This window comes from Pandoraea pneumonica, assembly GCF_902459645.1.
In the GTDB taxonomy this organism is placed as follows: domain Bacteria; phylum Pseudomonadota; class Gammaproteobacteria; order Burkholderiales; family Burkholderiaceae; genus Pandoraea; species Pandoraea pneumonica.
In genome coordinates this window covers 673,728-699,637 of the sequence record NZ_CABPSK010000004.1, presented here as the reverse complement: position 1 = coordinate 699,637, position 25,910 = coordinate 673,728, and the positions used below count along the sequence as shown (strand labels likewise).

Below are 25,910 nucleotides of genomic sequence, written 5' to 3'. Positions count from 1 at the left end.
AGTTCACTGGTCCGGAAAATGGGGCGTGCAGGGTCGTTTTGCATGCTTTATTGCGAACGTTTGAGTTCGAATCGAACGATTTCGTACGGACAATACGAACTTTTTGGTTAACCTCTGGCCGCGTAAATAAAGTACAACCATCGAAGCGCCAGCATTGTCGAACGCGCTGCTACCAAAAGAGGATGAAGAGATGGATGTAATGAACCGCTCCACCAAGATCGTCGCCACCATCGGCCCGGCATCGAGCACGCCGGAAGTGCTCTCGCGCATGATCGCTGCCGGCGTGGATGTCGTGCGGCTGAACTTCTCGCACGGCAAGGCGCAGGATCACATCGAGCGTGCGCAGATGGTGCGCGACGCCGCCAAGGCAGCTGGGCGCGAAGTGGCCATCATGGCCGACCTGCAAGGTCCGAAGATTCGTGTCGGCAAGTTCGAGAACGGCAAGACCACGCTCGAAACCGGCGCGTCGTTCATTCTGGACGCCGATTGCGAAGTCGGTAACGACGAGCGCGTGGGCCTTGACTACAAGGAACTGCCGCGCGATGTGCGCACGGGCGACGTGCTGCTGCTCAACGACGGCCTGATCGTGCTGACGGTCGACCGCGTGTTCGGTAACGAGATTCACACGACCGTGAAGGTCGGCGGCGATCTCTCGAACAACAAGGGCATCAACCGCCAGGGCGGCGGGCTGACGGCACCGGCGCTCACCGCGAAGGATATGGAAGACATCAAGACCGCGATGGCGCTGGGCGCCGATTACGTCGCGGTCTCGTTCCCGAAGAACGCCACCGACATGGAAATGGCGCGCCGTCTGGCCAATGTGGCCGGCGAGCCGTACGGCATCAAGCCGCGCATGATCGCGAAGATCGAGCGCGCTGAGGCCATTCCGGCGCTGGAAGAAATTCTGGCCGCATCGGACGCCATCATGGTCGCCCGTGGCGATCTGGCCATCGAAGTGGGCAATGCCGCCGTGCCGGCGCTGCAAAAGCGCATGATCCGCCTGGCGCGCGAGATGAATAAGCTCACCATCACGGCCACGCAGATGATGGAATCGATGATCCACAATCCGGTGCCCACGCGTGCCGAAGTGTCGGACGTCGCCAATGCCGTGCTGGATGGCACCGACGCCGTGATGCTGTCGGCCGAGAGCGCTGCGGGCAAGTATCCGGTGGAAACCATCGCGACGATGGCGACCATCTGTGTCGAAGCCGAGCGCTTCGAGACGGTGGAACTCGACCGCGACTGGCTCGACCAAACTTTTACGCGCATCGACCAAACGATTGCCGCCGGCGCCTTGTTTACCGCGTATCATCTTGGCGCGAAAGCTATCGTGGCGTTGACCGAATCAGGCGCAACGGCGCTGTGGCTGTCCCGTCACAAGATTCACGTGCCGATTTTTGCCCTGACGTCGCAGCTCTCGAGCCTGCGCAAAATGTCGCTTTATCGCAACGTTGCTGCGATGCGCGTCGAGTCCACGAATGACCGCGATCACGCGCTGAAGCAGGCCGAGCAGTTGTTGCTCGCGCGCGGATTGGTCAAGCGCGGCGACACGATCGTGTTGACGGTGGGCGAGCCGATGGGACAACCCGGTGGCACCAATACGTTGAAAATCGTCCAGGTGGGGCACGCATGACGATGAGGGCCGTGCGCGAGCGGCGAGACGCAGCAGCGTTTCGCGCCGCGCGAGCCGTCGTTATGAAGGGCACCCCTGGGTCGACGAAAGATTTGCTTAATTTGTGATTCCAAGGAGAACATCATGCCCCTAGTCTCTATGCGACAGCTGCTCGATCATGCCGCCGAAAACGGCTATGGTCTGCCGGCCTTCAACGTCAACAATCTGGAACAGGTGTCCGCGATCATGGCCGCTGCCGACGAAGTCGGCGCGCCGGTGATCATGCAGGCGTCGGCAGGTGCACGTAAGTACGCTGGCGAAGCGTTCCTGCGTCACCTGATCTCTGCCGCCGTGGAAGCCTACCCGCACATTCCGGTGGTGATGCACCAAGATCACGGCCAATCGCCCGCCGTGTGTATGGCCGCGATCAAGAGCGGCTTCTCGAGCGTGATGATGGACGGTTCGCTCGAAGCCGATGGCAAGTCGGTCGCCAGCTACGAGTACAACGTCGAAGTCTCGAAGAAGGTCGTGGAGTTCTCGCACTACATCGGCGTGACGGTGGAAGCCGAGTTGGGCGTGCTGGGTTCGCTCGAAACGATGAAGGGCGACAAGGAAGACGGTCACGGCGCCGACGGCACCATGACGCGCGAGCAACTGCTGACCGACCCGGATCAGGCTGCCGACTTCGTGAACCAAACGCAGTGCGACGCGCTGGCAATTGCCATCGGTACCTCGCACGGTGCTTACAAGTTCAGCCGCAAGCCGACGGGCGACATTCTCGCCATCGACCGCATCAAGGAAATTCACCGCCGCATTCCGAACACCCACTTGGTGATGCACGGTTCGTCGTCGGTGCCGCAAGAGTTGCTCGCCGAAATCCGTGAATTCGGTGGCGACATGAAGGAAACGTACGGCGTGCCGGTCGAAGAGATCGTCGAAGGCATCAAGCACGGCGTGCGCAAGATCAACATCGATACCGACATCCGTCTGGCCATGACCGGCGCGATCCGTCGCTATCTGTTCGAAAACCCGAGCAAGTTCGACCCGCGCGACTACCTGAAGCCGGCACGCGAAGCCGCCAAGCTGGTTTGCAAGGCGCGCTATCTGTCGTTCGGTTGCGAAGGTCAGGCAGGCAAGATCAAGCCGATGGCGCTCGATAAGATGGCCGAGAAGTACAAGAGCGGCGATCTGGCACAAATCGTGAAGTAAGTATCAAGCAAGCATCAAGCTTGAGGTCTTCGGACCTCAGGTAGCAGGCCCGGCCTTCGCCAGCACGCGCTGGAACAGAAGCCGGGCTTTTTCTTTGGGCATCTGTAGCTGGAATTTGCCGCCTAATTCCGAGCGGATGGTCGCGGTGAGCATCTCCACGCCATCGACGATCAGTGTCATCGGCTCGTTCATGTGCTGCCGCGAGAAGTCACGCATCCGGGTGGTCGCGCCTTCGCGCAGGCTGAGCGTGATGACCACATCGCCGTCGGGCGCCACACCCTCGGCCTGCATCGGAAATTGCAATCCCATGGTTTCGATATCCCGGGCCGCGTAGAGCGCGAAGCGCGGGATGGCGTCGTCGGGTTCCGGCGTCGCAATGGCGACTAGACGCGGCAGCACCGGGCGGTCGTCGGCGTTCTGCGCGCCGGCCGCCGCCGCGCTCGACGCGGTATGGGCCGGGGCAGGGCGATGTACTGGGGCGTGGATATGGGGCGCGGAGGACGCCGAGGCAGCTGGCGCGGACGGCTGAGCGGGCGATGTTGCAGAGGCGTTCTGAGCGCGTGCGGCCGGGCTGGCGAGTGCCATGGCGGCGGCCATCACGAGGGCGGCGGTGACGGCATGGCCGTGCGTTGCGTTCGACGTCGATGACATGGCAGCCCCTCTCCCGGGTGGACGTTTTCCATTGTAGGCGGCGCCACCGCCCAGCCAAGCAACGGAAACCCGACCCATGGCTGGCGATGGCGGCAGGGCGTTGGAGCGCAACGGCGCGGTACCGCATGTTCGTCCCGAAGTCGGATCGCAATCGGCAAACGACGCCGGAACGCCGCCGAGGGGCGCGCAAGGCGCGTATAATTACGCCTTTGCCCTTCTGACATCGGGTCCCGCCGTGACTACCCCCGCCTTGAACGCCCTGTACGAATCCTCCCTCAAGAGCCTGCCGCTGCTCTCGCGCGGCAAAGTGCGCGATAACTATGCCGTCGGCGACGACAAGCTGCTGATCGTGACGACGGACCGCCTCTCGGCGTTCGACGTCATCATGGGCGAGCCGATTCCGGGCAAGGGCCGTGTGCTCAACCAGATGGCCAATTTCTGGTTCGACAAGCTCGCGCACGTCGTGCCGAACCACCTGACGGGCGTCGCGCCGGAGTCGGTGGTGTCCGCCGACGAAGCCGCACAAGTCGCGGGCCGCGCAGTCGTGGTCAAGCGCCTCAAGCCGATTCTGGTCGAAGCCGTGGTGCGTGGTTATCTGGCCGGTAGCGGCTGGAAAGACTATCAGGCCACCGGCGCCGTGTGCGGCGTGAAGCTGCCCGCCGGTCTGCAAAACGCGCAGCAACTGCCCGAGCCGATCTTCACGCCGGCTGCGAAGGCCGAGCTGGGCGAGCACGACGAAAACATCAGCTTCGACGACATGGTGAGCCGTATCGGCCGCGAACTGGCCGAGCAGATCCGCGAGATCTCGATTCGCCTGTACAAGGAAGCCGCCGCCTACGCCGCCACGCGCGGCATCATCATCGCCGACACGAAGTTCGAGTTCGGTCTCGATGACGACGGCAAGCTGCATCTGATGGACGAAGCGCTGACCGCCGACTCGTCGCGCTTCTGGCCGGCCGATTCGTACGCCGTGGGCAGCAACCCGCCGTCGTTCGACAAGCAGTTCGTGCGCGACTGGCTCGAGACGCAAGACTGGGGCAAGACCCCGCCCGCCCCGAAGCTGCCGGACGACGTGGTCGAAAAAACGGCTGCCAAGTACCGCGAGGCGCTCGAGCGTCTGACCGGCCAGCAACTGGCCTGAGCGGGACCGCAATCGACAATGAGCACAATGAGCGAGAAACAAGCTGTGGCACCGCGCGTGGGCGTGGTGATGGGGTCCAACTCGGACTGGGAAGTCATGAAGAACGCGGCCGCCATTCTGGCCGAGTTCGGCGTGCCGTACGAGGCGCAAGTCGTCTCGGCGCACCGCATGCCCGACGACATGTTCCGTTACGCCGAAGCCGCCCGCGAGCGCGGGCTGGTGGCCATCATCGCCGGTGCCGGCGGTGCCGCCCACTTGCCGGGCATGATCGCCGCCAAGACGACCGTGCCGGTGCTGGGCGTGCCCGTGCCGAGCAAGTACCTGCGCGGTGAAGACTCGCTGCTCTCGATCGTGCAGATGCCTAAGGGCGTGCCGGTCGCGACGTTCGCCATTGGCGAAGCGGGTGCGGCCAATGCGGCGCTGTTCGCCGTGTCGATGCTCGCCGCCGCCGACAAGGCGCTGGCCGACAAGCTCGACGCCTTCCGTGCCAAGCAGACCGAAGCGGCGCGCGGCATGACGCTGCCGGCACTGTAAAAACAAGACTGTCCCCGCACGCTTTCGCGCCTAAACGCTGATGAATCCTGCCTCCGCTGCGCCCATCCTCCCCGGTCAATGGCTGGGAATGCTGGGCGGCGGCCAACTCGGCCGCATGTTCTGTTTCGCCGCCCAGTCGATGGGTTACAAGGTCTGCGTGCTCGACCCCGATCCGCGTTGCCCGGCCGGTGCCGTGGCCGACCGCCTGATCGTGGCCGACTATCGCGACGAGACCGCACTGGCTGAACTGGCCGCGCTGTGTCCGGCCGTCTCGACCGAGTTCGAGAACGTGCCCGCCCAGTCGCTCGACTTCCTCGCACAAAGCACCACGGTGAGCCCGGCGGGCCGCTGCGTTGCCATTGCACAGGATCGGGTAGCGGAGAAGCGCTTCATCGAAAGCTGCGGCGTGCCCGTCGCTCCGCATCTGGTGATCGAGTCGACCGACGCGCTGAACGCCATTGGCGATGCCGCCATCGAGACCGTGCTGCCGGGCATTCTGAAAACCGCCCGCATGGGGTACGACGGCAAGGGGCAAGTGCGGGTGAACACGCCTGCCGAAGCGCGTGCCGCTTATGCGGAAATGGGCGGCGTGGCGTGCGTGCTGGAGAAGCGTCTGGCGCTGGCTTACGAAGTCTCGGTGCTGAGCGCGCGTGGCGCGAACGGCGCTGTCGCGACTTACCCGCTCGCCCAAAACGTCCATATCGATGGCATTCTGGCAACGACCACAGTCCCGGCCCCCGATGCCGCACCGGCGCTGGCCGATGCCGCGCGTGCGGCCGCGGCGACCATCGCGTCGCAAATGGATTACGTGGGCGTGCTGTGCGTCGAATTCTTCATCCTCAAGGATGGCTCCCTGATCGCCAACGAAATGGCGCCGCGTCCGCATAACAGCGGTCACTACACGATCGATGCGTGTGCGGCGAGCCAGTTCGAACAGCAAGTGCGCGCCATGGCCCGCCTGCCGTTGGGCGAAACGCGTCAGCATTCGCCTGCTGTCATGCTCAACGTGCTGGGGGACGTGTGGTTCGATGGCGATGCCAAGGATCAGCCCCGCGCCCCGGCGTGGGACGAGGTCGCGGCACTGCCGTCGGCGCGTCTGCATCTGTACGGCAAGGAAGAGGCGCGTGTCGGCCGCAAGATGGGCCACATCACGTTCGCGGGCGCTTCGCTCGACGAGGCACGCAAGGCCTGCGTCGCCGCTGCCGCCAGCCTCAACATCGCGCTGGAAGACTAAGCGATGACGTCGTTGCAGGCCCCTCGCATCGTGATGCCGTCCGATGAAGCCATCACGCTGGCTGCCGAACAACTGGCAGCAGGCGAATTGGTCGCGTTTCCGACGGAAACCGTCTACGGCCTTGGCGGCGACGCCGAGAACCCGCAAGCGGTTGCCGCCATCTACGCGGCCAAGGGGCGGCCTGCCAATCATCCGGTCATCGTGCATTTCTCGCCCGAGGGCGACCCCGGCTACTGGAGCGACGACGTGACGCCTGCCGCGCGCAAGCTCATGGACGCGTTCTGGCCCGGCCCGCTCACGCTGATCGTCAAACGTGCGCCGCATATTCCGGCGGCCGTGTCGGGCGGACAGGATTCGGTGGGGCTGCGTGTGCCGTCGCATCCCGTTGCGCAAGCGCTGTTGCGTGAGTTCGCTCGCGTGAAGGGCGGTGCGAGCGGGCAGGGTGGCGTGGCTGGCCCTTCGGCGAATCGATTCGGGCAGGTCAGCCCGACCGCCGCACAACACGTGCGCGACGAGTTTGCCGGTTTGCCCGGTGTGACCGTGCATGTCCTCGACGGCGGCGAAGCAGCCGTCGGTATCGAATCGACCATCGTGGATTTGTCGCGGGGATTCCCGGCGCTGCTGCGCCCTGGCCACATCACGCCGGAACAGATCGCTGAAGTGCTGGGCGAGATGCCGCGCTTGCCGGGGCAGGATGCCAACGCGCCGCGCGCGTCCGGCACGCTCAAAGCGCACTACGCACCGCGCACGCCGCTGTATCTCTGCGACGCCGCGCAGTTCGCGCCTGCCTTGGCCGTGCATCCGAAGGGCGAGCGCGTGGCTGTGGTGGCATTCGCGGGTACGCTGGCGGCGTTGCCATCGCTGAGTGCGGCCGATGCGCTGGGTGAGCTTGGTGACGACGTGGTGAAGTTCACGTTGCCGCCCACGCCTGACGCGCTGGCGACCGATCTCTACGCGCTGTTGCGCCGTCTGGACCGCGCAAACGTCACGCGTATCCTCTTCGAACGCTTACCCGACACGCCCGCCTGGGCTGCCGTCAACGACCGTCTCGGCCGCGCTGCGGCGGCGTTCGAGCAGGCCTGACGACCATTCCGGCGGCCCGAACAGGGCCATCCACTTATTCCGCCAGCCCGGCAGCGTGAGCGCATCGCGCGCCATCGCACCCCATTCGTGAAACGTCAGCGTGATCGGGTTGTGGGTGTGAATCTGATTCACGATGCCGTACTCGCACGGCTCCGCCTCGCTTTCTTCCACATACGAGCCGAATAGGCGATCCCAAATCACCAGCACGCCCGCATAGTTGCGGTCGATGTAACGCGGGTTGCGTGCGTGATGCGCGCGATGAATCGACGGCGTGTTCAGTACGTACTCCAGCCAGCCGAGTTTCGGGATGGCCTGCGTATGCACGAAGAATTGGAACGCGAGGTTGAGCAGTACCACGCCGACGATCTGGATCGGCGTGAAGCCGATGAGCGCCATCGGTGTCCAGAATAGCCACATGCCCGCGACGGGATACATCAGGCTCTGACGGAAGGCCGTCGACAGGTTGAGGCGCTCGGACGAGTGATGCACCACGTGCGCGGCCCACAGCCAGCGAATGCGATGGCTCGCGCGATGGAAGATGTAGTAGAGAAAGTCCTGCACGACGAAGAGCAGCAGGAAGCCGACCCAGCCCGAGGGCATCGTGTAGATGCGGTGGTGATCGTAGAGCCACGCATAGAACGGCACGATGAGCAGCCACGCCAGTTTGTCCGCGCCCTGATGCATGAGCGCGAGCGTGGCGTTGCTCACGGTGTCTTTGAGGCTGTACATGCCGGGGCGGCGGCGTCGCCAATACCACGCTTCGATGCCGATACACAGCACGAACACGGGCGCGAGCGCCAGCAGAATCAACTCGACGTTCATGACCTCGCGTCTCCTCACGATTGGGTCATCTGACCGGCGTCTTTCCGTCTGAGCGGAAATGACACCGATGGAGCGTCTATTCTGAGGCCAATGTCACGTCGTGGCGCACCGGCTAGAGTGAATCCTCGAAAGGGGGCGGGTCGGGGCAACAGGACGGCGTGGCGTATCGCCAGAACGTGCTGACGGTGCCCGGCATCCGCCGTGCCGGGCATCGTTCCGGATCATCGTTCCGGCATTGTTCCCTTAGGGCGCGTTCTCGTACACCCACGAGATGAGGGCATCGTTGAACGCCCGCGCGTTGTTTGCCTTCGCGTCGTTCACCAGCGAGACCACCACGTAGATATTGCCGCTGCGCGTGCCGACATAACCCGCCACCGCGCGCACGTCGTCGAGCGTGCCCGTTTTGATGTGCGCGTTGCCCGCCACGGGGCTGTTGGTCAGACGGTTACGCATGGTGCCGTCCACGCCGACGGTCGGCATCGATTCGACCAGCACCTGCGCGGTCGGGCTGTTGATCGCGTGCTGCAACAGACCCGACAATTCGGCGGCGCTGATGCGCTCGCGGCGCGACAGCCCGGAGCCGTTCTCCACGACCAACCCCGGCATCGACAGATCGTTCTTGTCGAGCCAGCGGCTGAGCGCTTCGCGCGAGCGCGTCACGCTAGCAGGCGTGCGGCCATCGGCCGGCAGGCCCAGCGTCAGGAACAACTGGCGTGCCATCACGTTGTTGCTGAACTTGTTCATGTCGTGCACGACTTCGGCGAGTGTTTGGCCGCGATGCGTGACGAGCAGTTTCGCGCCCGGTGGCACCACGCCCGAGCGCACATTCCCATTGAACTGGCCGCCCGAGGCTTGCCACAGCGCGCGGAAACCGCCGAGGAAGAAGCGGTCGCGATCCGGGGCGGCGACGCTCCAATCTTTCTCGTCGCAAGCGGCCGGATAGGTGCCCGCGAAGCGCGCGACATAGCCGCCGTCCGGGCTTGGGTTGATGGTCGGGTGGAGGCGCGTGAGCCAGTCGCCGCAGTTGCCGGTATCCGTATAGGCGATTTCGTTCGCGACTTGCAGGTTCGCCAGCGGGGGCAGCACGTTCACGTTGACCGCACCGTTCGGGCCCGCCGAGAAGTTGAACGACATGGCTTTGAACGAGTACAGCAGCGCGTCGGGGGCGACGTTGTAAGGCCGGTCGTCGCCGCCGTCGATGGCATCGACGGCGCCAATGTCCGAGCTGTAGGCCGAGCGGTCGAGAACGATGTCGCCGTTGATGTTGGCCACGCCCGCGTTATGTAACTCGGCGACGAACTTCTCCATCTCTTCGGGCACGAGCTTCGGATCGCCGGTGCCTTTGAAATACAAATTGCCGTTGAGCGTGCGCCCGTCGAATTGACCGTCGGTGAACGCTTGCGTGCGCCAGCGATAGTCGGGGCCGAGCGTGTCGAGCGCCGCGATGGTCGTGACGAGTTTCATCGTCGACGCCGGATTGCGCGGCACCTTCTCGTTCATCGAAATGAGCGGCGCGGCGAGACGGCCCCGCGTTTGCAGCGGATTGTCGACCTTCGCGACCAATACACTGACGTGGCCTGCGGGCACTTTGCTCGCGGTGAGCAAGCGCGCCAACGGCGCGGGCAGCGGCGCATGGCTCGGCGCGGCGGCGGGCACCTTCGGCACCTTGTGCTTGGCCGGTTTCGCATACACGGGTGAGCTCATCGCGGCGGCCACGGCCAGCGCCGCGCAAGCGGCTACGCATCGCAGGGCGAATGCGCACGGGGGAATCGTGGCGCGCGAATCGGAACGTGCAGTGGAGGACAGCGGCGAGCGGGCGAAGTGGGTGAAGTGTGCGAAATGGACGAGGCGGGAGCGGCGGAAGACGCGCATGACGGGCGGTGTTCTCCAGTGTTACGCGCAGCGAAACCGTGCGGGGCAGTGTGTCCCATGCGAGACAGGTGCGAAGCGGCGCGGCGGCTGCGGGCGAAGCGGTGACGTGTTCGGCGCACGGTGGCGCGCGTCTGACGCGCACCGGGCAATGTCCGCCATTGTAAGTCGGGCATGCAACGAACTGTCGCTACAATGGGTCGAAAATCGACGAGATGTCACTCACAGGCAACAACGCCGCGACATCGGGGCCAGACACATGCGAATTTTATTGGTGGAAGACGACGCGATGATTGCCGCAGCGGTCATAAAAGGCCTGCGGCAAGACGGCTGGACCGTCGATCACGTCGACGACGGACAACGTGCGCTCGACGCCTTGTCGCTCGAGCGCTACGACGCGCTACTGCTCGACCTTGGATTGCCGCGCCGCGACGGCATCGACGTGTTACGTACGTTACGAGCGCGAGGGCAAACGCTGCCCGTGCTCATCGCCACGGCGCGCGATGCGGTGGCCGACCGCGTGAAGGGGCTCGACGCCGGGGCCGACGACTATCTCGTGAAACCGTTCGACTTGGATGAGTTGGCGGCGCGATTGCGGGCACTGGTGCGGCGTCAGGCTGGGCGCAGCGAACCGTTGCTGCGTCATGGCGGCATCGTGCTCGACCCGGCCACCCGGCAAGTGAGTTGCGACGGCACGCCCGTGGTGCTGTCTGCACGCGAATATGCGGTGCTCGAAGCGTTGCTCAATCGCCCGGGCGCGGTGCTCTCGAAGGCGCAACTCGAAGAGCGTATTTACGGCTGGGGCGAAGAAATCGCGAGTAACACCGTGGAAGTGCATATTCACGGGCTGCGCAAGAAGCTGGGAGCCGATGCCATCCGCACCGTGCGTGGCGTGGGGTACATGATGCCGGTGCAGGGCGCACAAAACACGCCAAACACGCCAAACACGCCAAACTCGCCAAACTCGCCGAACGCATCAGACCACGCAACGTCGCCGGAGGGTAAGTGATGCGCTCGATCCGCCGTCGTCTGCTTGTTGGTCTGCTGCTTACGCTCGTTGCGGCGTTAGTGCTCGCGGGCATCGCCATCTTCCGTCAGGCGCGTACCGAAGCCAACGCGCTCTTCGATTTTCAATTGCAACAAATGGCGCTGTCGTTGCCTGCTGAGCCGTTTTCCAGCGTGCCTGGTGACCATAACGATGCGGGCGGGCTGGTCATCCAGATATGGAGCCGCAACGGCGTCGAACTGTATTACTCGCACCCGCGTACGCCGCTGCCGCCGCGCGCCGAACTTGGGTTCACCACTGTGCAGACCCCCGCGGGCGATTGGCGCGTATATGCCGCCCTCGTTGGCGACAACGTCGTGCAACTGGCGCAGCCGATGGTGATTCGCGATTCGCTCGCGGTCTCGATGGCCTTGCGCACGCTATTGCCGTTGGTCATCGCGATGCCGATTCTTGCGCTGCTCGTGTGGATCGTCGTCGGACGCGGGCTGCAACCGCTGCGACGCGTCACACGCGCACTCGATGCGCGCGCGCCCGGGGCGCTTTCGGCTTTGCCCGAGGGCGGGTTGCCGGATGAAGTACGTCCGCTCGTGCGCGCGCTCAATAGCTTGCTCGGGCGCCTTGATGAAGCCCTCGTGCAGCAGAAGGCATTCGTTGCCGATGCGGCGCACGAGTTGCGTACGCCGCTCGCTGCGTTGCAGCTACAAGTGCAGTTGCTGGAGCGCGCGCATACCGATGGCGAACGTGCGGAAGCGATGCGTGATCTGCGTGAAGGTGTGCGACGCGCATCGCATCTTGTTGCGCAGTTGTTGACGCTGGCCCGTCAGGAACCCGATGCAGCGCGTGCCGCGAGCGCGTTTGTCGATCTGCCTTTGACGCCGCTCTTGCAGGATGTGGTCGCGCATCATGCGGCGTTGGCCGTCGCGCGCGGCATCGATTTGGGGCTCGACGCCCCAGACGCCATCGCCGCGCTTGCACGCGTGCAGGGCGATACCAATGCGTTGCAAACCCTCTTTGGCAATCTCGTCGATAACGCGCTGAAGTACACGCCGAACGGCGGGCGTATCGACGTGCGGCTCGCGAGCGCAAGTCCCGCTGTTGTCGAAATCGAAGACACCGGCCCGGGCATTGCGCCTGCCGAGCGCGAGCGCGTGTTCGACCGTTTCTTCCGGGGCGGCGAGGGCGAGTCGGCCAAGGCGGGCGATGTGCGTGCCGAAGGTAGCGGTCTTGGCCTGGCTATCGTGCGCAATATTGGGCAGGCGCACGGCGCACGTGTCGAGTTGCTTGACGCCCGCAGCGGCCACGGTCTGCGTGTGCGTGTGAGCTTCGATGCAGCGGCCTCCGGAGTGCCGCCTGCGCTTTGAGCGAAAGCGCATTCGAATGAATACTTCCGCAAAGGCACGCGGCGCATCGTACGGCGCCGCGCTGCCATTCACTCACTGCCAGTGATTACCCACGCGTCACGTTGGTGACTCGATCGTTCTCGATGGTGAGCGTGCGGCGATCGGGGCGATGATCGCGCGTGAGCGGCATGGCTTTGCCATCTTGTTCGCCAATACGCCACGGGCAGCCCTTGAGCATCGACTTCGCTTCCGGCAGCGATTTGCCGACGATGGTGTTGTCTGCGGGCGTCTCCGAGGTGCAGTTGCCCTGTGCTTGTTGTGTGCCTTGCATTCCTTGCATGCCCTGCGCCTGCTGCGTGCCCTGCATCGGCTGCATGCCTTGCGCTTGCGTCGAATCGGCCGGGCCTTGTGTGCCGATGCCGTTACCCGGGGCGGCTTGCGCGGCAAACGCGAACGTCATGCCAAGTACGAAGCCTGCGGTGCCGATGACGCGCGTGGCGCGGCGAAGCGTCGAGTCAGTGGTGTGCATCGTAATGCCTCCTGAGTGCGTGAACTTACGGAACGTGCGGCGCGGGATCGCACCACCTTGCCACCGTAGTCAGCGGAACACATCAGAGGCAAGACGAACCGCGCGAGCATCACTATCAAACGGCTGCCATCGTGACGCATAGCAATCAGAATTGCCTCGCATTGCACTCAATGTGTGACATTTCCTAAACGGGCGCTGGGGGGCGCGCCATGAAGCTATGCGCTTTTCGAATGCCGGTTCAAGGTTTTCGCGCACTAAGGTTGTCCGTCTTAAGGTTGTCTTAAGGGAGCCTCTCTACGATCACAGTCATGTCAAACGTGGTTGTCTGGAAGGAGAGACTCATGCAGACCTCGAAGCTCACTCGTACGTTGGTTGCTGGCGCTGTGCTCGTCGCATTGACGGGCGGTTACGTTGCGGGTCGTCAGCACTGGCAGGCACCGCTCGCGTCGGAAGTGGTCTCCGACGCCAACGCAGCGCTGCCCGCAGCGGCTAGTACGCCGGGCGTGGTCAATACGGCGAATACGCCGAATACCGCGCCACGTATGCTTGTGCCGGACTTCTCGCAACTCGCGGAACAATACGGACCGGCCGTAGTCAACATCAGTGTGACGCACGATGGGAAACCTTCTGCGGGCCGTGGCGCCTCGGCAATGCCGATGCCGCCGGGCATGGATCAGAACGATCCGCTGTTCCAGTTCTTCCGCCACTTCTACGGCGCGCCCGGTAACGACGGCGGCGACGGTAACGACGATGGTGGCAGCGCCGATAGCGGACCGACGCGCAGCCTCGGCTCGGGCTTCATCGTGAGCCCTGACGGCTACATCCTGACCAATGCGCACGTCGTCGACGATGCGAGTCAGGTGACGGTGAAGCTCACCGATAAGCGCGAGTACAAGGCGAAGGTCGTGGGTAGCGATAAGGCGAGCGACGTTGCGCTGCTCAAGATCGCGGCCACGAATTTGCCGACGGTGAAGATTGGCGATCCGTCGAAGTCGAAAGCCGGTGAATGGGTGGTGGCCATTGGGTCGCCCTACGGTTTCGACAACACGGTGACGGCGGGCATTGTGTCGGCGAAGGCGCGTGCGCTGCCCGACGAGAATTACACGCCGTTTATTCAGACGGACGTGCCGGTCAACCCAGGCAATTCGGGCGGGCCGCTGTTCAATCTGAACGGTGAGGTCATCGGCATCAACTCGATGATCTATTCGCGGACTGGCGGCTTCCAAGGGTTGTCGTTCGCGATCCCGATCGATATGGCGATGAAGGTCAAGGCGCAGCTCCAGCAGTACGGCAAGGTGAGCCGGGGCCGCATCGGTGTGACGATTCAGGAAGTGAATCAATCGTTGGCGAAGTCGTTCGGCTTGCCGAAACCGACGGGCGCGCTCGTGTCGTCGATCGACAAGAACGGCCCGGCCGCGAAGTCCGATCTCAAGGCGGGCGACGTGATTCTGGCGGTGAACGGCACGACCATCGACGACTCGGTGCAACTGCCCGAGAAAATCGCCGATATGCGCCCGGGACAGACGGCGACGTTGACCGTCTGGCGTAACGGGGCGCAGCAAACGGTGTCGGTGAAGGTAGCGGCGTTGAGCGAGAAGAAGGACGTGGCGAGTGCCGACGATTCGGCCACGCACGGACGGTTGGGGCTCGCGGTGCGCGAACTGTCGCCGGACGAAAAGCGTGCCGCGCAGGTGACGAACGGTTTGCTCGTCGCCCGTGCGGGCGGCCCGGCGGAACAGGCCGGTGTGCAGGCGGGCGACATCATCTTGTCGCTCAATGGAACGCCGGTGACGAGCGCCGCGCAGTTGAGCGACAAGCTCAAGAAGGCGGGCAATAATGTCGCGTTGCTGGTGCAGCGCGACGGGCAACAGATTTTCATCCCGGTCGATCTCGGCTAAGGCGAGTACCTGCCGTCGAGGGCGGCACGCACGGGATGCCACGCACTACCTTGTGTGCTGGCGCGGCTGCGGTGTCATCGCAGAGATATCGCAGTCGTTCCGGCACGATCCGGCATCGTGAAGTCATGAAACGGGAGGTCGAACATGTGGCAACAATGGCAACGCTGGTCAGTGGCAGGTGCCACGGCCGCAGTGCTGGCGGGCAGTCTCGGCGGTATCGGATTGGCGCACGCACAGGGCGGCAATTTGCCCAAGGAGATGCAGCAGGGCGACGTGACGTATGTGTCCGGCGGCATCGATAGCGACGAATCTGGCGCGTTCAAGCGCTCGGCAGGCGGCTGGCCGCTGTCGATCGAGATGGCAGCGCGCGGCGACGGCGCCAACGAATACGTGGCCGATGCGCAAGTGCAGATCATGCGTGGCGGTGCCACGGTGCTCGATGCGCATTCGCGGGGGCCGTTCATGCTGGTGAAGTTGCCTGCGGGCGACTACACCGTGAAGGCGACTTACAACGGCAAGCCCATGACGCGGGAAGTGAAGGTGCCCGCCAAGGGGCATGCGACAGCAACATTCTTGTGGCCGCACGATTGATGTGCCGATCGATCCGCAGCCACGGATGAGGGCGTAACCCAGGTAGTACCCGCAGTACCCGCAGTACTTGTAGTACCCGTAGCAACGAGTGAGCGAGTTGCGCCGCCGAAAGGCGGCGCTTTTTTTATGGGTGAACGAATCCTTCGCTCACGCCGCCGTGCGGCACTCCGACGCAGGCGAGGCGCCGTCCAGATCGTCAGGCGAGCGCACGGCAAACGTTTGCGTGACCGTGATGCCGTTCTTGATGGCGGTCATCTCAGCGAGAATTGCCACGGCAATCTCGGCTGGGGTGCGCGCGCCGAGGTGCATACCGACCGGCCCGTGCAGCCGCTCGATTTCTTCCTGACTCAGATCGAATAGCGACAGCCGCTCGCGCCGCCGCGCATTATTCACGCGCGAGCCAATGGCGCCGATGTAGAACGCCGGCGATTTGAGCGCTTCGAGCAGCGCCATGTCGTCGAGCTTCGGATCGTGCGTGAGCGTCAACACCGCGCTGTGCGAGTCGAGTTGCAGTCGCACGATCAGATCGTCGGGCATTTCGCGCGAGAGTTCGGTGCCCGGCACCTGCCACTCGTCCGCGTACTCCGTGCGCGGGTCGCACACGATCACGTGATAGTCGAGCGCGTTGGCCATGCTCGCCACGTACTTCGACAACTGTCCCGCGCCAATCACCACCAACCGGTGACGCGGACCATGCGACGTGATGAGGTGCTCCCCGTCGAACTCGACGGACGGTGTGCGATGCCCGGGCGCGATTTGCACCGCGCCGGTGGTCATGTCCAACTCGCGCACCACGAGGCGGAACTGCGAGATGGCGTCGAGCAAATCGGGAATGCGCGACGACGCGCGCACCGGCTCGAGCACTAATTGCAGCGTGCCGCCGCACGGCAAACCAAAACGATGGGCTTCTTCGGCCGTCACGCCATAGCTCGTGAGTTGCGGACGGTCTTGCGGCCAGTCACCGGCACGAATACGCGCGATGAGGTCGTCTTCGACGCAACCGCCGGAGACGGAGCCGACCAGATGGCCGTCTTCACGAATTGCGAGCATCGAGCCCACGGGGCGCGGGGCCGAGCCCCACGTACGCACGACAGTGCCCAGCGTGACGAAAAAGCCCGCGCGGGTCCACTGTACGGCGGACTTCAGCACTTCCAGATCGACACTGTCCATTGCACGGTTCCTTCGCCTATACGCGAGCGGCGGCCCGGATGGGCCAAGGCACCGAAGACACGGTCACACGGCAATGCACGCAAGCTGGCGCCATGTCTCGCGCTAGGCGCGGAGGCAGTGCCGATGCAGGCAGCCGAGGGACCGGCTGTTGCCGAAGAGAAACCGCTCGATGTGATGCGGCGAGTATATCGCGCCTGCGCCCGGCTTGCCTTGCGCTGTATTCGAGCGGATATTCGGCACGGCGGCGGCCTCGGACCCAATGTCGCAGGAGACGCTTCGGGCGGTAACTCGTGTCACAATACTTCGATGTTCGAGACGAACCGGAAAGCAGCCGCATCAGACAGATCCGTAGACCCGCAACACCGGCACGTTTTTCGTGTGGCCTGACGGCAAAGGGGAAAGGGCAATGGAACTTCAGAATCGCCGGCAATTGCCGATGGCGCGGGATGTTGCGTGGATTGCGCTGAACGATCCCGGCGTGCTGCGCCAGTGCATTCCCGGGTGCGAATCGCTCGATCGTATCGACGACACCACCTGGTCGATCGTGATGGCGGCTTCGGCCGGGCCCGTCAAAGGGCGCTTCACCGGGCGGATGACGCTCACCGACGTGATCGCGCCCACGTCTTACACACTCCATTTCGACGGGCTGGGCCCGTCTGCCGGGTTCGGGCGCGGCACTGCCGCCATTACGCTCCAACCGCAAGGACCGATGACTACCGTATTGACCTACGACGCGCGCGCCCAGATCGGCGGCGAACTCGCGCATCTCGACAGTTCTCTCATTGACGACGCGGCACGCCGCTTTGCCGACGAATTTCTCACGCGCTTTATTGCCGTTGTTGCGCCGCATCATGCCGTGGGCGAGCCGGTGGCCGCCGACGGTGAGGTGGCCGCGGCAATGGCCGCAGGGGCCGCAGGGGGGGCGACGCGCGTCGCGCCTGGTACGGCGCGTCGCAGCGGACTGGCGCGCTGGTGGCCTTGGGTCGTGGCCGTGGTGATCCTGATACTTATCGTGATGTGGGGCAACCATGCCAGTTGAGGAGCCGTTGTTGGAAACCACCGAAAAAACGCTTGTGCCGCCCGGCGTGGCCGGTTACGACGTGCGGGTGCGCATTCGCGACGGCGAGACGCCCGTGTTCGGCCCCGGGCGTCTGTCGCTGTTGCGCGCCATCGACGCCACAGGTTCGATCTCGGCGGCAGCCCGGCAAATGGGCATGTCGTATCGGCGCGCGTGGCTGCTCGTCGAGGCGATGAATCACGAGTTTCGTGAGCCGCTGGTAACCCGCCACATCGGCGGCGTGTCGGGCGGCGGGGCCCAGCTCACGCCGTTCGCCCAGAACCTCACCGCGCACTACGACACCCTCATCCGGGAGATTCGGTCGCTGCTCGACGCCCACGTCCCCACCTTCGATGCCTACCTCAAAGGGGCCTCCGAACAGGACCCCGACGACGTGTAATTCCGTAAGTCCTGACCAAATCTCACAAAATGCTTATCTTTTTGACAGGACTTTGTGACTGAAAGTGAACAACACTGTCTCCATCGACGCCAACAACAAGCGATGGAGACGTCATGCGAGCCCCTCAAAAATCCGCTGTCTTAGCCGTACCGGCCTCATCCGCTACGGCCGATCCGCGAGCCAAGCGCGCGTCTGATCCGTCGGACCCGTTCGGTGCACCGTCTCCGGTGCGTACCCCCTCCCCAGTCGTTCAGCCGGGCTGGCTGCGCATCACCCACTGGGTGAACGTGGTGGCGGTGCTCGTGATGATCACGAGCGGCTGGCGTATTTACAACGCCTCGCCGCTGTTCGATTTCCGGTTTCCCAACGACATCACCCTCGGCGGCTGGCTGGGCGGCGCACTGCGCTGGCACTTCGCCGCGATGTGGCTGCTGGTGGCCAATGGGCTCGTCTATCTGCTGGTGAATCTGGCGAGCGGGCGCATGGGACGCCGTTTCTTCCCGCTGTCCATCAAAGGCGTGGTGCGCGACGCGCTTGCCGCGCTGCGTGGCCGCCTCACGCATGAGGATCCGCGTCATTACAACTACGTGCAACGCGCCGCGTACCTGTTTGCAGTCCTCGATCTGGTGTTGCTCGTCGCGTCAGGGCTGGCGATCTGGAAACCCGTGCAACTCGGTTGGCTGTGCGACCTCTTCGGCGGTTTCCAAGGCGCGCGCTGGGTGCACTTTCTCGCGATGTCAGGGTTGGTCGCGTTCATCGTGGTGCACGTGGTCATGGTGGCGCTCGTGCCCCGCACGCTGCGCACGATGATTACCGGCCGCTAAGCGTTCCGTCGCTATCCCATCGATACCTCACAGACTCACGACGAGACACTGCCATGGCTCTCTTTAAACGTAGCGGCAACGACGATGGTCAGTCGCTGATCGTGCGCGACGGCGACGCGATTCTCAAGGAGGCGCGCGCGCTGGTGACACGCCGGGTGAGCGAGCCGTCGCGCCGCGCATTTCTCTCGCGCACCTTGACGCTCGGCGGCGTAGCGCTGCTCTCGGGCTGCTCGCTTGACGACAACCCGAGCGTGGAATCGGCGCTCGACAAGATGTCGCGCTGGAACGACCGGGTGCAGGCGGCGCTGTTTCGCGGCGACGTGCTGGCACCGACGTTTAAGGCGTCGCAGATCACGCGGCCGTTTCCGTTCAACGCGTTCTATTCGATGGACGAGGCCCCCGTGGTCGACCCGGCCGAGTATCAACTGGAGTTGTCGGGCCTGATCGCCGACAAAGCCCCGTGGCGGCTCGACACGCTAACCACGTTTGCTCAGGCGCGTGCGGCCGAGCAGATCACGCGCCACGTGTGCGTGGAGGGGTGGAGCGCGATTGGGCGCTGGGGCGGCGTGACGTTTGCCGATTTTCTCAAGCGCATCGGTGCCGACACCACGGCGCGTTACGTCGGCTTCAAGTGCGCCGACGACTACTACACGAGTATCGATATGCCGACGGCACTGCATCCGCAGACGCTGCTCGCGCTGACTTACGACGGCCAGACGCTGCCGAGGGAGTACGGCTTTCCGATGAAGCTGCGCATCCCGACGAAGCTCGGCTACAAGAATCCCAAACATATCCGCGCGATTTTCGTGACGAACACCTACCCGGGCGGGTACTGGGAAGACCAGGGCTACAACTGGTTTGGCGGCAGTTGATTTTTTCACTCACTTCATGGAGCAACGACAATGAAAATGCGATATCTGGCAGTGATGGCGATGGGTCTGGCACTCGGCACCGGCGCAGCGTTTGCGCAGGACGCGATGAGCAAAGGCGATGCCATGGGCAAGGGCGACGCTATGAGCAAGCAAATGGACAAGAGCGGTTCGATGTCCAAGGACGGCATGGCCAAGCACGACGCGATGGGCAAGGGCGACGCCATGAGCAAGGGCGGTGCGATGTCCAAGGGCGATGCCATGAGCAAGGGCGGCGCAATGTCCAAGGGCGATGCCATGGGCAAGGGCGATGCGATGAGCAAGCCGCAGGGGCAGTGAGATGTCGCCGGGCGCGGCGGCTAGCGGTTGCCGCCACGCCCGGGGTATCGGTGCATCAACGCGTGAGCGCCACCGATTTGATCAGCAGGAAAACCTCGCGCTCGGGCGCGAGTTTCAGTTGATCGGCTGAGAAGCGGGTAATACGCGCATGTAACGCGGTGCCGTCGTGCAATGCGGCTTGTACTTCCACCGAATCGCCTAAATCGCGCAACGCCGTCACGCGCGCGGGCAACACATTGAGCACGCTCGTGTCCGTCGGCGGCGCCGTCGCGACAGCCACATCGCGCGCGCGCACCAGAATCCGGCAGGCGTCCCCCGTCTCGCCGCTCACACGCGGCACGCGCAGGCGAATCGTGCCGCCGCCGTTCACCGCAAGCTCCGTCAGCCCATACGCGGCGTCGTGTGCAACCACCTTCGTCTCAAGCACCGTCCCCGGCGCTTCGGCCGTGCCATCCAGCGCATCGCGATGCACGTTGAGCACGTCGGCTGGATTGCCTTGCGAGATCGTGCGGCCTTCACGGAACAACACCACCTGATCGGCCAAACGCATGACCTCGTCGAGCGAGTGCGTGACGTAGAGCACTGGCAGCTTCAACTCGTGTCGGATGCGGTTCAGGTAATCGAGCACTTCCATGCGACGCGAATGATCGAGCGACGCGAGCGGCTCGTCCATGAGCAGCAAACGCGGGCACGACAACAGGGCGCGGCCGATCCCGACACGTTGCTTTTCCCCGCCCGAGAGCGCACCGGGCCGACGGGCGAGCAGATGCCCGAGGTTCAGCACTTCCACCACGTGATCGAAGGCGATGGCCCCGGTGCCTGCCGCGCTGACATCGCGTCGACGCAGCCACCGGCCGAACAACAGGTTCTGGCGCACGGTCAGGTGCGGCAGCAAACGTGCGTCCTGAAACACATAGCCGATGCGCCGCCGCCACGTCGGCAGCGCGATACCCGCGGCGCTGTCGAAGAGTACGTCGTCGCCGACGACGATGCGCCCAGCCTCGGGTTTGAGCAGGCCGGAGACGGCATTGACGACCGTACTTTTACCGCTGCCGGACGGGCCGAAGAGGGCGGTCACGCCCATCCCGGCGGCGAATTCGGCGTCGAGTTCGAACGCGCCGAAACGATGTTGGAGCCGAACTTCAACCGTCATAGCCAAGCGCCTTGCGATTGCCGAAGCGAATCAGAATTTCAGAGAAGATGAGCGTGGCGACCGCCAGCACGACCGAAATCGCGCACATGCGCCAGACCATCGCATCGCCATTGGGCACCTGCGTTGCGGTGTAGATCGCCAACGGCAGCGTTTGCGTTTGTCCCGGAATATTCGAGACGAAGGTAATCGTGGCACCGAACTCGCCGAGCGCCCGGGCGAAGGCCAGCACGAAGCCGTGCAGCACGCCGGTGGCGGTCAGCGGCAGCGTCACGGTCAGAAACGTGAGCCACGGCCCGGCGCCGAGCGTTTGCGCGGCTTGTTCGAGCTTCGTGTCGGAGGCTTCGAGCGCCTGACGGATCGCGCGCACGAGCAGCGGGAAACCCATCACCCCGGCGGCGAGCGCAGCGCCCGTCCAGCGAAAGGCGAGGGTGATGTTGAACCACTCCTTCAGCAGTTTGCCGATAGCGCCCTGCGTGCCGAACAGCACCAGCAGCGCAAAACCGACGACCACCGGCGGCAGCACGAGCGGCAAGTGAAGGATGGCATCGAGCAGCGCCTTGCCGGGGAAGTGACGGCGCGCGAGCAGCCACGCCGCCGCGTAGGCGAAGGGCAGGCTGCACAGCGTGCCCCACAGGCCCACGCGCAGGCTGAGTTCGACGATGCCCCATTCTTCCGGGGTAAGACTCATGGACATACGGCGAGAAAACCTTGAAAGGATCGATGGGCCATCGTGCACGAAGACGGGCGCCCATGGCAAAGCCGGGACTGTCGAGGACAGTCCCGGCCATGTGTGAAGTCATTCGTGACTTCAATCGCGAGGTCAATCGCGACTTCAATCCGTCATGCTATTCGCAATTACGGACGCGTAAAGCCGTAACGCTCGAACGTGGCGAGTGCCGCCGGCGTGGTGATGAATTTGTAGAACGGATCGGCCGCGGCGCGATCGGCCTGCTTGGTCACGGCGACCGGGTAGACGATCGGAGCGTGGCTGTCAGCCGGGAACGTGCCAGCGATACGCACGCGCTTCTCGGCGTTCGCATCGGTCTTGTACACGATGCCGTACGGCGCTTCGCCACGGGCCACCAGCAACAGCGCATTACGCACGTTGTCGGCTGCCGCAACCTTGCCTTGCACCTTCGACCAGACGCCGAGCTTTTCCAGCGCTGCCTTGCCGTAGAGACCGGCCGGCACGTGCGCGGGGTCGCCCATAGCGAGCTTGCCGCCGCCCAACTTGCCGTCGAGGTCGACGCCCGGCTTCAGGTCGACCTTATCCGAGGTGGTGGCCGGTGCGATCAGCACGAGCTCGTTGCCGAGCAGGTTGCGGCGCGATGCGGTGTCGATCAGATCGTGCTTCTGCGCGTAGTCCATCCAGTCCTGATCGGCCGAGATGAAGACGTCGGCGGGCGCGCCTTTCTCGATTTGGCGAGCGAGCGTGGAGCTTGCGCCGTACACGAGCACCGGCTTCTTGCCGGTTTCCTTGGTGTAGGCAGCGGACAGGTCGTCGAGCGCGTCCTTCATGCTCGCGGCGGCAAACACTTGTTGCGCGGCGGCCTGACCGGCAAACAGCAGGCTTGCGCCGATGGCGGCGGCACCGAAAACACGGCGCAGCGTCACGCGCGAACGGGTGGCTTGGGACTTGTTGGGCGTAGCAGTAACGACAGCTTTCACAGGGTGGTCTCCCGCATGTAGTGGCTTGATAGTCTTGCGAAGTCGTGCGAAATCCGCGCGGTGCTCAGAGGCAATCACTTACGCCGCAGCAAGCACGCCCTCATGTCGCAGAATTGCAACGGTTTGTCGGCAAGGGGGCAGTGGTCTTGCTGCGAAACCACGGTGGCGTTGCGGCCAAGCCGCAGCGAAATCGGCGTGATGTTGGTGCGTCGCGTTGTGTAGGATTATATATAACGGTGCGACGCTGTACAGGTATACGAAGTATCACGGCGTCCGAATGGTTTTCGGCGCGGCAACGCCGCATACGGATCGCGAATATTCGGGACGGTGGATGAAACGACGCGGCGGCGCGCGTCTCGTTGCGCGTCACCGACGGGCCACCGACAGTCAGCCGACAGGCAGGCGACAAAAAGCAGGCATCGACGACGATGCCTGCTAATTAATATATGCAGTAATTCGTGAGCGGCGGGATTTCGGCGGCCTTCAGCGGCTGCCAGGTGATCGTTTCGTCACACTGTCGCCGGTGTCGCCGCCGGGGTGCCCGGCCGGAGCATGGCCGGGCTCGTACGCAGCATGTCGAAAAAGCCGTCGACGATGGCGTCGCATTCGGCACCGAGATCGTAGTCGGGCAGGAATAACCAGTCCGACATCATGCCCACGACCAGCGCGTGAAGCATGATGGCCGCGCGCCGCGTATCGAGCCGTGCGGGCAACTGACCGCGTTCAATGGCCCGTTCCATATCGCGCATGATTCGCTGCTTGCCGTCCGCGCAGGCTTCGCGCTGACGCTCGAGCACCGAGAGCATCTCGTTGGTGTATTCGCACTTGTGGAAAAGAATGTCGAGCACGCGGCGGCGGCGCTCGTTGCGCGCCGTTTCCTTGAGCACCAGCTTGCAGATGTCGTGCATGCGCACCATCGGATCGCCGTCTTCGGGCTCGGCGCACTCTTCGTCGATCATGCGCTCCATCGGCAGACGGATACGGTCCGTCATCGCGTTGAAGAGATCGATCTTGTTCTTGAAGTGCCAATAAATTGCGCCGCGGGTGAGGCCGGCGGCTTCGGCGATGTCGGCCAGCGACGTGCGCGACACGCCCTTCTGTGCGAACACCGTCTCTGCGGTGTCGAGCAACAGATTGCGCGTCTCAATCGCTTCCTCTTTGGTTCTGCGGGCCATCGTCGTGTCACGGGAACAGCGAAAAATGTGAAATGTCATGTAAACCGCGTTGCCATATGGTGCGACGCAATGCGATTTACATACATTCATGAATGTATCTATAATAGCAGCCGCTTGCTCTATTGCACAGGGACCATTTAAGCTCCTTCGACTACGGGAAACACCTGAAGGGGCCCGAGGGGCGATTCGACAGAGGAGAGCCGCTCGCGGTTGTTATCTGTCACCCGGTGTCCCGGAGCCTGTTCGACGATCCACACGAGTGCCAGCAGCGGCGGTGTATGCCATGCTGGGGCGCGCTGCCGAAGGCCATCCGGGCTGCTATCCTGCGACCCGTATATCCGCCTTTTCGGTAGCCGGCCTTCCGGTGACCCGTTGCCTGACACTCGCTTGCCCGCTTATGTGCGATGGGATTGCGGACCGGCCTTCGCCGTCGCAATCGTCGCAACGTACTTGTCATTTTGTTTGACCGCATTCCATTTATCGGGGGCGTATATGCACGTCAAGAGAAGTTCACTGGGGATGGTCACTGCCGTCGCACTCGCGGTATTGACCCTGGCCGCGTGCGGCAAGAAGCCGCAGCAGCCGCAGGGCATGGTGCCGGAAGTCGGCGTCGTGACGCTGCAACCCCAGAACGTAACACTGACGACCGACCTGCCCGGACGCACCTCGCCCTATCGCGTCGCCGACGTGCGTGCGCGCGTCGACGGCATCGTGCTCAAGCGCGACTTCACTGAAGGCGGCGAGGTCAAGGCAGGTCAGCGTCTGTACAAGATCGATCCGGCGACCTACCAGGCTGCCTTCGAAAACGCCAAGGCGACGCTCGCCAAGGCTGTCGCGAATCAAGCCTCCACCAAGCTGCTGGCCGACCGGTACAAGTCGCTCGTGGCCGTCGAGGCCGTGTCGAAGCAGGATTACGACAACGCCGTGGCTGCCGCACTGCAAGCCGACGCCGACGTTGCTGCCGGTAAGGCCGCCGTCGACACCGCGCGCATCAACTTGGGCTACACCGATGTGCCGGCGCCGATCACGGGCCGTACGGGTCTGTCGCAGGTGACCGAAGGCGCGTATGTGCAAGCGGGCGCCGCCACGCTGATGACCACGGTGCAGCAGATCGATCCAATGTACGTGGACGTGACGCAATCGGCCGCCGATGGCCTGCGCCTGCGCCGTGCACTGGCCGACGGCAAGCTGCAAAGCGCCGGCCCGAACGCCGCTAAGGTGCAACTGACGCTGGAAGACGGCACGCAGTATCCGCTCGACGGCAAGCTCCAGTTCTCGGACATCACCGTCGACCAGACGACCGGCTCGGTGACCGTGCGCGCGATCTTCCCGAACCCCAATCGCGAGTTGCTGCCGGGCATGTTCGTGCACGCCAAGCTGGCCGAGGGTGTGAAGGAAGGCGGGTTGCTGGTGCCGCAACAAGGCGTTACGCGTGACCAGAAGGGCCAACCGACCGCGCTCGTCGTGAACAAGGAAGGCAAGGTCGAACTGCGTCAGTTGGTGACCGATCGTGCCATCGGCGACAAGTGGCTGGTGACGTCGGGTCTGGCAGCGGGCGATCAGGTGATCGTGCAGGGTCTGCAAAAGATTCGTCCGGGCGCACCGGTGAAGGCTGTGCCGGCGCAACAACCGGGTGCCGCTGCGGCACCGGCGGGTGCCAGCGCACCGGCCGCCGCCGCACCTGCCTCGCAGGCAAGTGCAGCCTCGGCCGCCAAAGCTCAATAACGCGGAGCCTT

General features: G+C 64.0%; 25 protein-coding genes. 16 read left to right on the top strand and 9 right to left on the bottom strand.

The window, feature by feature from the left end; translation table 11 throughout:
• Positions 1 to 199 precede the first annotated feature (199 nt).
• On the top strand, positions 200 to 1,633 hold the full coding sequence (pyk, locus tag PPN31114_RS22260) for a pyruvate kinase (protein WP_150681667.1): 1,434 nt from the start codon (positions 200 to 202) through the stop codon (positions 1,631 to 1,633).
• A gap of 123 nt (positions 1,634 to 1,756) precedes the next feature.
• Entirely contained in the window at positions 1,757 to 2,821 is a 1,065-nt protein-coding gene (fba, locus tag PPN31114_RS22255) for a class II fructose-bisphosphate aldolase (protein WP_150681666.1), read from the top strand.
• A gap of 36 nt (positions 2,822 to 2,857) precedes the next feature.
• Here the strand turns inward: fba and PPN31114_RS22250 are convergent, their stop codons facing one another.
• Entirely contained in the window at positions 2,858 to 3,472 is a 615-nt protein-coding gene (locus PPN31114_RS22250; protein ID WP_150681665.1) for a hypothetical protein, read from the bottom strand.
• 250 nt (positions 3,473 to 3,722) lie between these two features.
• Between PPN31114_RS22250 and PPN31114_RS22245 the strand changes: the two genes are divergently transcribed.
• From PPN31114_RS22245 to PPN31114_RS22230, 4 genes are read left to right on the top strand one after another with little or no spacing between them, the layout of a single operon-like run.
• Positions 3,723 to 4,613, top strand: coding sequence for a phosphoribosylaminoimidazolesuccinocarboxamide synthase (locus tag PPN31114_RS22245; protein WP_150681766.1), 891 nt, complete (start codon positions 3,723 to 3,725; stop codon positions 4,611 to 4,613).
• 27 nt (positions 4,614 to 4,640) lie between these two features.
• Entirely contained in the window at positions 4,641 to 5,147 is a 507-nt protein-coding gene (gene purE, locus PPN31114_RS22240; protein WP_150681664.1) for a 5-(carboxyamino)imidazole ribonucleotide mutase, read from the top strand.
• Positions 5,148 to 5,187: 40 nt separating this feature from the next.
• The gene (locus PPN31114_RS22235; RefSeq protein WP_150681663.1) at positions 5,188 to 6,381 is read left to right on the top strand and encodes a 5-(carboxyamino)imidazole ribonucleotide synthase; all 1,194 of its coding nucleotides are present in this window, start codon (positions 5,188 to 5,190) and stop codon (positions 6,379 to 6,381) included.
• Positions 6,382 to 6,384: 3 nt separating this feature from the next.
• Positions 6,385 to 7,464, top strand: coding sequence for an L-threonylcarbamoyladenylate synthase (locus PPN31114_RS22230; protein WP_150681662.1), 1,080 nt, complete (start codon positions 6,385 to 6,387; stop codon positions 7,462 to 7,464).
• Here the strand turns inward: PPN31114_RS22230 and PPN31114_RS22225 are convergent.
• Positions 7,390 to 8,286 (bottom strand): sterol desaturase family protein, encoded by an 897-nt coding sequence (locus PPN31114_RS22225; protein WP_246182691.1) that lies wholly within the window; start codon positions 8,284 to 8,286, stop codon positions 7,390 to 7,392. The genes PPN31114_RS22230 and PPN31114_RS22225 overlap by 75 nt on opposite strands.
• A gap of 243 nt (positions 8,287 to 8,529) precedes the next feature.
• On the bottom strand, positions 8,530 to 9,990 hold the full coding sequence (gene dacB, locus PPN31114_RS22220) for a D-alanyl-D-alanine carboxypeptidase/D-alanyl-D-alanine endopeptidase (RefSeq protein WP_370865913.1): 1,461 nt from the start codon (positions 9,988 to 9,990) through the stop codon (positions 8,530 to 8,532).
• A 424-nt stretch (positions 9,991 to 10,414) separates the two neighbouring features.
• Here dacB and PPN31114_RS22215 point away from each other — a divergent pair, with 424 nt between their 5' ends.
• Together PPN31114_RS22215 and PPN31114_RS22210 are read left to right on the top strand one after the other, a co-directional pair.
• Positions 10,415 to 11,164, top strand: a complete 750-nt coding sequence (locus tag PPN31114_RS22215) for a response regulator (protein ID WP_246182690.1) — start codon at positions 10,415 to 10,417, stop codon at positions 11,162 to 11,164.
• The gene (locus tag PPN31114_RS22210; RefSeq protein ID WP_150681765.1) at positions 11,164 to 12,522 is read left to right on the top strand and encodes an ATP-binding protein; all 1,359 of its coding nucleotides are present in this window, start codon (positions 11,164 to 11,166) and stop codon (positions 12,520 to 12,522) included. Before PPN31114_RS22215 ends, PPN31114_RS22210 begins: the two co-directional genes overlap by 1 nt.
• 85 nt (positions 12,523 to 12,607) lie before the next feature.
• Here PPN31114_RS22210 and PPN31114_RS22205 read toward each other — a convergent pair whose 3' ends face one another.
• On the bottom strand, positions 12,608 to 13,030 hold the full coding sequence (locus tag PPN31114_RS22205) for a hypothetical protein (protein ID WP_150681660.1): 423 nt from the start codon (positions 13,028 to 13,030) through the stop codon (positions 12,608 to 12,610).
• Between the two features lie 341 nt (positions 13,031 to 13,371).
• Here PPN31114_RS22205 and PPN31114_RS22200 point away from each other — a divergent pair, with 341 nt between their 5' ends.
• The gene (locus PPN31114_RS22200; RefSeq protein WP_150681659.1) at positions 13,372 to 14,928 is read left to right on the top strand and encodes a DegQ family serine endoprotease; all 1,557 of its coding nucleotides are present in this window, start codon (positions 13,372 to 13,374) and stop codon (positions 14,926 to 14,928) included.
• A gap of 144 nt (positions 14,929 to 15,072) precedes the next feature.
• The gene (locus PPN31114_RS22195; RefSeq protein WP_150681658.1) at positions 15,073 to 15,519 is read left to right on the top strand and encodes a carboxypeptidase regulatory-like domain-containing protein; all 447 of its coding nucleotides are present in this window, start codon (positions 15,073 to 15,075) and stop codon (positions 15,517 to 15,519) included.
• A gap of 147 nt (positions 15,520 to 15,666) precedes the next feature.
• Here PPN31114_RS22195 and PPN31114_RS22190 read toward each other — a convergent pair whose 3' ends face one another.
• Complete coding sequence (locus tag PPN31114_RS22190) at positions 15,667 to 16,689, bottom strand: XdhC family protein (protein WP_150681657.1); 1,023 nt, start codon at positions 16,687 to 16,689, stop codon at positions 15,667 to 15,669.
• 406 nt (positions 16,690 to 17,095) lie between these two features.
• Between PPN31114_RS22190 and PPN31114_RS22185 the strand changes: the two genes are divergently transcribed.
• The 5 genes from PPN31114_RS22185 (at position 17,096) to PPN31114_RS22165 (ending at position 20,178) form a co-directional block, all read left to right on the top strand.
• On the top strand, positions 17,096 to 17,728 hold the full coding sequence (locus PPN31114_RS22185) for an SRPBCC family protein (RefSeq protein ID WP_150681656.1): 633 nt from the start codon (positions 17,096 to 17,098) through the stop codon (positions 17,726 to 17,728).
• Positions 17,729 to 17,738: 10 nt separating this feature from the next.
• Complete coding sequence (locus PPN31114_RS22180) at positions 17,739 to 18,146, top strand: winged helix-turn-helix domain-containing protein (protein WP_246182689.1); 408 nt, start codon at positions 17,739 to 17,741, stop codon at positions 18,144 to 18,146.
• A 113-nt stretch (positions 18,147 to 18,259) separates the two neighbouring features.
• Positions 18,260 to 18,970: a cytochrome b/b6 domain-containing protein gene (locus PPN31114_RS22175; RefSeq protein ID WP_150681654.1), complete on the top strand. Its 711-nt coding sequence runs from the start codon at positions 18,260 to 18,262 to the stop codon at positions 18,968 to 18,970.
• 53 nt (positions 18,971 to 19,023) lie between these two features.
• Positions 19,024 to 19,842, top strand: a complete 819-nt coding sequence (locus tag PPN31114_RS22170) for a molybdopterin-dependent oxidoreductase (RefSeq protein WP_150681653.1) — start codon at positions 19,024 to 19,026, stop codon at positions 19,840 to 19,842.
• A gap of 30 nt (positions 19,843 to 19,872) precedes the next feature.
• Positions 19,873 to 20,178, top strand: coding sequence for a pentapeptide MXKDX repeat protein (locus tag PPN31114_RS22165; RefSeq protein ID WP_150681652.1), 306 nt, complete (start codon positions 19,873 to 19,875; stop codon positions 20,176 to 20,178).
• Positions 20,179 to 20,233: 55 nt separating this feature from the next.
• Here the strand turns inward: PPN31114_RS22165 and modC are convergent, their stop codons facing one another.
• The 4 genes from modC to PPN31114_RS22145 form a co-directional block, all read right to left on the bottom strand.
• Complete coding sequence (gene modC, locus PPN31114_RS22160; protein ID WP_150681651.1) at positions 20,234 to 21,331, bottom strand: molybdenum ABC transporter ATP-binding protein; 1,098 nt, start codon at positions 21,329 to 21,331, stop codon at positions 20,234 to 20,236.
• A complete protein-coding gene (modB, locus tag PPN31114_RS22155) occupies positions 21,321 to 22,019 on the bottom strand; it encodes a molybdate ABC transporter permease subunit (RefSeq protein ID WP_150681650.1) in 699 nt (232 codons plus the stop codon). The genes modC and modB overlap by 11 nt, the downstream gene beginning before the upstream one ends.
• Before the next feature lie 167 nt (positions 22,020 to 22,186).
• Positions 22,187 to 22,999 carry a molybdate ABC transporter substrate-binding protein gene (modA, locus tag PPN31114_RS22150; protein WP_246182688.1) on the bottom strand — a complete coding sequence of 271 codons (813 nt, stop codon included), beginning with the start codon at positions 22,997 to 22,999 and terminating at the stop codon, positions 22,187 to 22,189.
• A gap of 509 nt (positions 23,000 to 23,508) precedes the next feature.
• Positions 23,509 to 24,174, bottom strand: a complete 666-nt coding sequence (locus tag PPN31114_RS22145) for a TetR family transcriptional regulator (RefSeq protein ID WP_150681649.1) — start codon at positions 24,172 to 24,174, stop codon at positions 23,509 to 23,511.
• 492 nt (positions 24,175 to 24,666) lie between these two features.
• On the opposite strand from PPN31114_RS22145, the gene PPN31114_RS22140 reads away from it, so the two are divergent.
• The gene (locus PPN31114_RS22140) at positions 24,667 to 25,899 is read left to right on the top strand and encodes an efflux RND transporter periplasmic adaptor subunit (protein ID WP_150681648.1); all 1,233 of its coding nucleotides are present in this window, start codon (positions 24,667 to 24,669) and stop codon (positions 25,897 to 25,899) included.
• Positions 25,900 to 25,910: the final 11 nt, after the last annotated feature.